This is a genomic window from Streptomyces sp. NPDC001027 (assembly GCF_040299045.1).
In the GTDB taxonomy this organism is placed as follows: Bacteria; Actinomycetota; Actinomycetes; order Streptomycetales; family Streptomycetaceae; genus Streptomyces.
The window spans coordinates 1-4,876 of sequence record NZ_JBEPBI010000396.1 but is presented as its reverse complement, the minus strand read 5'-3'; the positions used below and the strand labels follow the sequence as shown (position 1 = coordinate 4,876).

5 protein-coding genes are annotated in these 4,876 nt (G+C 72.6%); 4 read left to right on the top strand and 1 reads right to left on the bottom strand.

The genetic code is table 11. The features are described 5' to 3' along the window. The 3 genes from ABT300_RS41425 to ABT300_RS41415 form a co-directional block, all read left to right on the top strand. Nucleotides 1–1,140, top strand: a 1,140-nt coding sequence (locus tag ABT300_RS41425) for an MMPL family transporter (RefSeq protein WP_351687594.1), incomplete at its 5' end; no start/stop codon positions are given. A gap of 209 nt (nucleotides 1,141–1,349) precedes the next feature. Continuing rightward, nucleotides 1,350–2,546 carry a sensor histidine kinase gene (locus ABT300_RS41420; protein WP_351687591.1) on the top strand — a complete coding sequence of 399 codons (1,197 nt, stop codon included), beginning with the start codon at nucleotides 1,350–1,352 and terminating at the stop codon, nucleotides 2,544–2,546. A 23-nt stretch (nucleotides 2,547–2,569) separates the two neighbouring features. Beyond that, complete coding sequence (locus ABT300_RS41415; RefSeq protein ID WP_351687588.1) at nucleotides 2,570–3,247, top strand: response regulator; 678 nt, start codon at nucleotides 2,570–2,572, stop codon at nucleotides 3,245–3,247. Nucleotides 3,248–3,269: 22 nt separating this feature from the next. Here ABT300_RS41415 and msrA read toward each other — a convergent pair whose 3' ends face one another. Beyond that, entirely contained in the window at nucleotides 3,270–3,782 is a 513-nt protein-coding gene (gene msrA / locus ABT300_RS41410; protein WP_351687585.1) for a peptide-methionine (S)-S-oxide reductase MsrA, read from the bottom strand. Between the two features lie 380 nt (nucleotides 3,783–4,162). On the opposite strand from msrA, the gene ABT300_RS41405 reads away from it, so the two are divergent. Further along, the gene (locus tag ABT300_RS41405) at nucleotides 4,163–4,870 is read left to right on the top strand and encodes a hypothetical protein (RefSeq protein ID WP_351687582.1); all 708 of its coding nucleotides are present in this window, start codon (nucleotides 4,163–4,165) and stop codon (nucleotides 4,868–4,870) included. The last annotated feature ends 6 nt before the right edge of the window (nucleotides 4,871–4,876 follow it).

Below are 4,876 nucleotides of genomic sequence, written 5' to 3'. Positions count from 1 at the left end.
CGCTGGGCCGGACAGGTCCAGGCCCGGCCCAGGGCGCTGGCGCTCGTCGCCCTGGCCGTGCTGGTCGCGCTCGCCTTCCCCACGCTCTCGCTGCGCCTGGGAGCGTCCGACGACGGCAACCTCCCCACCGCCTCGACGAACCGCCAGGCCTACGACATGATCGCGGAAGGGTTCGGACCCGGCTTCAACGGGCCGCTCGTCCTCGCCGTTCAGGCCCCCACCGCCGCCGACCGGGCGGCCGAGGCGAAGCTGGTCACCGCGCTCGGGAAGGCCGACGGCGTCGCCAGTGCCGTGGCGGCCCCCATGAAGGAGGGGCAGACGGTCGGGGTGGTCTCCGTCGTCCCGACGACCTCGCCCCAGTCCGCGGCCACCTCCGACCTGATCCGCCGCCTGCGCGACGAGGTGATCCCGCCGGCCGAGCAGGGCACCTCCATGAAGGTGTACGTGGGCGGCGTCACCGCGAGCAACGACGACTTCGCGTCGGTGCTGATGTCCAAACTCCCCCTGTTCGTGCTGGTGATCGCCGTGCTCGGCTTCCTGCTGCTGACGATCGCCTTCCGCAGCCTGCTCATCCCGGCCGTGGGCGCGGTGCTCAACGTCCTCAGCATCGGCGTGGCCTTCGGCGCCATCGTCGTGGTGTTCCAGTACGGCTTCGGCGCGGGAGCCCTCGGTCTCGGCGCGGGCGGGCCGATCGAGTCGTTCGTGCCGATCCTGGTCGTCGGCATCATGTTCGGCCTGTCCATGGACTACCAGGTGTTCCTGGTCAGCCGGATGCGCGAGGAATGGGCCCACACCGGCGACAGCCGCCGGGCGGTCCGGGTCGGCCAGGCCGAGACCGGCAAGGTGATCGCCGTCGCCGCCACCATCATGGTCTGCGTCTTCGGCTCCTTCGTCTTCGGCGGCATGCGGGTCATCGCCGAGTTCGGCGTGAGCCTCGCGGTGGCCGTCGCCGTCGACGCCCTGCTGATCCGCATGGTCCTCGTGCCCGCGCTCATGCACCTGTGCGGCCGGGCCAACTGGTGGCTGCCCCGCCGCCTGGACAGGGCACTGCCCAACGTGTCCGTCGAAGGCCCCGCGGACGAGCCCGCGCGGTCACCGCTCCCGGTGCGCGAACCGCAGACCGCGGGTGTCACCGACTGAGAGCGAGCCGTCCGTGGGTACGCGGCGAACAGACCGCGGACCCACGGGCCTCACGGATCCACGGATCCACAGATCCACAGATCGACGGATCGACGGATCGACGGATCGACGATGAACGGGCCGAGCGCGGCCGGACCGAGGGCGAACATGCGGTCCGGCCCGCCGACGGACCGCCCCTGCAGCCCGCCCGCACTGCTTAGAGTGAGGAAATGGACGTGAGTACGGTGTGGCGCGACTGGCTCGCCCGTCATGACCGTGTCAGGGATGCGCTCCCGGCGGCGCCGCTGATCGGGGTGGTCGTGGCGGCGACCGCCGTCGGCGACTCCTCCTGGCACGAGCCGCACTGGCGGGAGGGGGTGTGGGCGGGGCTGTCCTGTCTCCCCCTCGTCTTCCGCAGCCGCTGGCCGCTGCCCGTCGCCCTCGTCACGGTGGCGAGCGGACTCACCTTGATGGCCCTCGCCCCCGGCTCCGCCATGGCCCCTGCAGCCGGTCTCGTGGCGCTGTACACCCTCGCCGTACTCGGCAGCCGGCGGACCGCGTGGACCGTCGGCGTGGCCGCCGCCGCAGCGATCGCGGGTGTCCACGCCGCCACCCACGCGGAGTCCCTGGTGGGCGGTTCCGCACTGGTGCAGTTCGACTTCGCGATCGCCGCCACCGCGCTGGGCCGCGCCGTGCGCAACCGCCGTGACCACCTCGCGGAGGCCCGGGCGCGCGTGGAGCGCGCCGAGAGCATGCAGGAGGAGGAGGCCCGGCGCCGCGTCACCGAGGAACGGGTGCGCATCGCGCGCGATCTGCACGACGTCGTGGCCCACCACATCACCCTGGTCAACGCCCAGGCCGGAGTGGCCCACCACCTGATGCGCCGCAACCCCGACCAGGCCTTCGAGGCGTTGGCCCACATCAAGGAGAACAGCCGCGCCGCGCTCGACGAACTGCGCGCCACGGTGGGCCTGTTGCGTCAGCCCGACGACGCGCCCGGCACCCGGGCCCCCATCCCCCGGCTCGCCGATCTCGACGCCCTCGCCGGCGGTCTCCGGGCGGGCGGGCTGGCCGTTCACCTGTCCCGCACGGGCACCCCCGCGCCGCAGGCTCCCGCAACCGAGCTGACCGCCTACCGCATCGTCCAGGAGGCCCTCACCAACACGCACAAGCACGCGTCCGCCACCCGGGCCACCGTGCACCTGGACTACGGCCCGCACACGCTCCGGGTCACCGTCACCGACGACGGACGCCCCGGCGGCGGACGTCCCGGCGGCGCGCCCGCGGGCAGCGGCGGTCACGGACTGATCGGCATGCGGGAGCGGGCCGCCGCCATCGGCGGGACGGTCACCGCAGGCCCACAACCCGATGGCGGCTTCCAGGTCGTAGCCGATCTGCCGCTCACCCTCGCCCCCGCAGCAGCCTGACGACCCGTGAGGACGACCCGCCCGTGACGATCCGCGTTCTGCTCGCCGACGACCAGGCCCTCCTGCGGGGCACCTTCCGGCTGCTCCTCGACGCACAACCGGACATGGAGGTCGTCGCCGAGGCGTCCAACGGCCTCGAGGCGGCGCGGCTGGCCCGCGCCGAACGCGCCGACGTCGTGGTGATGGACATCCGGATGCCCGAGGTCGACGGCATCGAGGCCACCCGGCTGATCGGCCAGGACGAGGATCTGGCCGGCGTCAAGGTCCTCGTCCTCACCACGTTCGAGGAGGACGAACTCGTCGTGGAGGCGCTTCGGGCCGGCGCCAGCGGCTTCCTCGGCAAGGGCATCGAACCGGCTCAGCTCCTCGACGCCGTCCGCCTCGTCGCCGCGGGCGAGGCGTTGCTGTCCCCCACGGCCACCAAGGGCCTCATCGCGCGGGTCCTCGCCCACCCCTCCCCCGGCGACCTCGTCGATCCCGTGCGGCTGGCCGCACTGACCCCCCGCGAACGCGAGGTGATGACCCTGGTGGCCACCGGCCTGTCCAACGACGAGATCGCCGAACGCCTCTTCGTCACCCCGGTCACCGCCAAGACGCACGCGAACCGGGCGATGACCAAACTGGGCGCCCGCGACCGCGCCCAGCTGGTCGTCATCGCCTACGAGACCGGCCTGGTCCAGGCCGGCGAAGCGCAGCGCTGACGGGAGGCCGGGGCGACCCGGGTCAGGCCTCCGTGCGGGCGGGAAGCCGCCAGCCCGGCCGCGGGAAGTGGCAGGTGTAGCCGTCGGGGTAACGCTCCAGGTAGTCCTGGTGCTCGGGCTCGGCCTCCCAGAAGGGCCCGACCGGCTCCACCTCGGTGACGACCTTGCCGGGCCACAGTCCGGAGGCGTCCACGTCGGCGATGGTGTCCTCGGCGATCCGCTTCTGCTCGTCGTCCACGTAGTAGATCGCCGAGCGGTAGCTGAGCCCGATGTCGTTGCCCTGGCGGTTCTTGGTGCTCGGGTCGTGGATCTGGAAGAAGAGCTCCAGGACGGTCCGGAAGTCGGTCTTCTCCGGGTCGAAGAGGATCTCGATGGCCTCCGCGTGGGTCCCGTGGTTGCGGTAGGTCGCGTTCGGCACGTCACCCCCGGTGTAGCCGACCCGGGTCGCGGTCACGCCCGGAAGCCGACGGATCAAGTCCTGCATTCCCCAGAAGCATCCGCCCGCCAGCACGGCCCTCTGCGTCTGCGCTGCCATGTCCGTTCCTTCCCCTCGCCCGCCTCGGCCGCTCACGCTGCTCGCTCGCACACCGTCGGCGTGCTGCCTTGGTGGATACGACAGCACGGGCGGAGCCCGGATAATTCCTCGCCCCCGCCGCCCGCCCCGCCCGGAAGCCGTCGCTCCCCGACCGGCCCGCCGCTTCTCCAAGGCACGGTAAAGACTCCGCGGCCTCGATGCTTTGACCTGGCCTTGAGCATCCGGTGATCATTCTGTGGCCGCCGCCCGCCTATGGTCGCTCCGGGCCCGGCAACCCTGCGGCCCCGCCGGCCAGGCCCCAGGCACCGCCGCGCTTCCCGCGCGTTCCCGGTCTCCTGCCCAGGCCTGGCGCAGCACACGCATCACCCTTGAGGATCTCCATGCGTCTCCCGTCCCCCGCCGCCAGAATGCTCGCCGTCGCGGCGCTCCCGCTGGCCCTGGCCGCCTGTTCGTCCTCCACCTCCGCGGACTCCGCCGACGGCCCGGCCGCGTCCGCCACGCCGTCCAAGGCCGCCGACCCCAACGCGGGCCTGCTGACGGGGACGCAACTGAAGAAGGCGCTGGCCCCCGCCTCGTACTTCCGCTCCGGCTTCGCCGCCGACGCAAGTCTCGCCCGCGACACCGGCGACACCTACCAGCCGCCGGCCACGAAGAGCGCCGCCAAGCCGCACTGCGCCGACCTCGCGGCCACCAGCTGGATCAGCCTCACCGGCGTCGAGGGCGTCTCGTTCGCGCAGAGCTCCTACATCAACCGCAACACGTCCGCCGAACTGGACCAGGAGATCGACGTCTATCGCGGCGCCACGGGCGCGGACGTGCTCAAGGGCCTGGCGGACGTCGTCGCCGCCTGCCCCGGCTACACGGACTCCGACACCCACAGCAAGGTGAAGGTCACCGGCGCCGTCACGGCCGGGCTCGGGGACGAGGCGTACACCATCAAGCTGACCAGCAGCGCCTGGGAGACCGGCACCACGCTGATCGCCGCCCGCACCGGCACGGCCGTCGTCAGCGTGCTGTCCACGGACGGCGCCGACGACGTAGGCTCCTCCCAGCGGCCTGAGGGCGTGTTGCGGTGCGCGGCCAGGTAGCGGAAC

Excerpts from the sequence above, each read along its gene's own strand:
- msrA (WP_351687585.1), bottom strand. The coding sequence starts at position 3,782 with ATGGCAGCGCAGACGCAGAGGGCCGTGCTGGCGGGCGGATGCTTCTGG.
- ABT300_RS41420 (WP_351687591.1), top strand. The coding sequence starts at position 1,350 with ATGGACGTGAGTACGGTGTGGCGCGACTGGCTCGCCCGTCATGACCGT.
- ABT300_RS41405 (WP_351687582.1), top strand. The coding sequence starts at position 4,163 with ATGCGTCTCCCGTCCCCCGCCGCCAGAATGCTCGCCGTCGCGGCGCTC.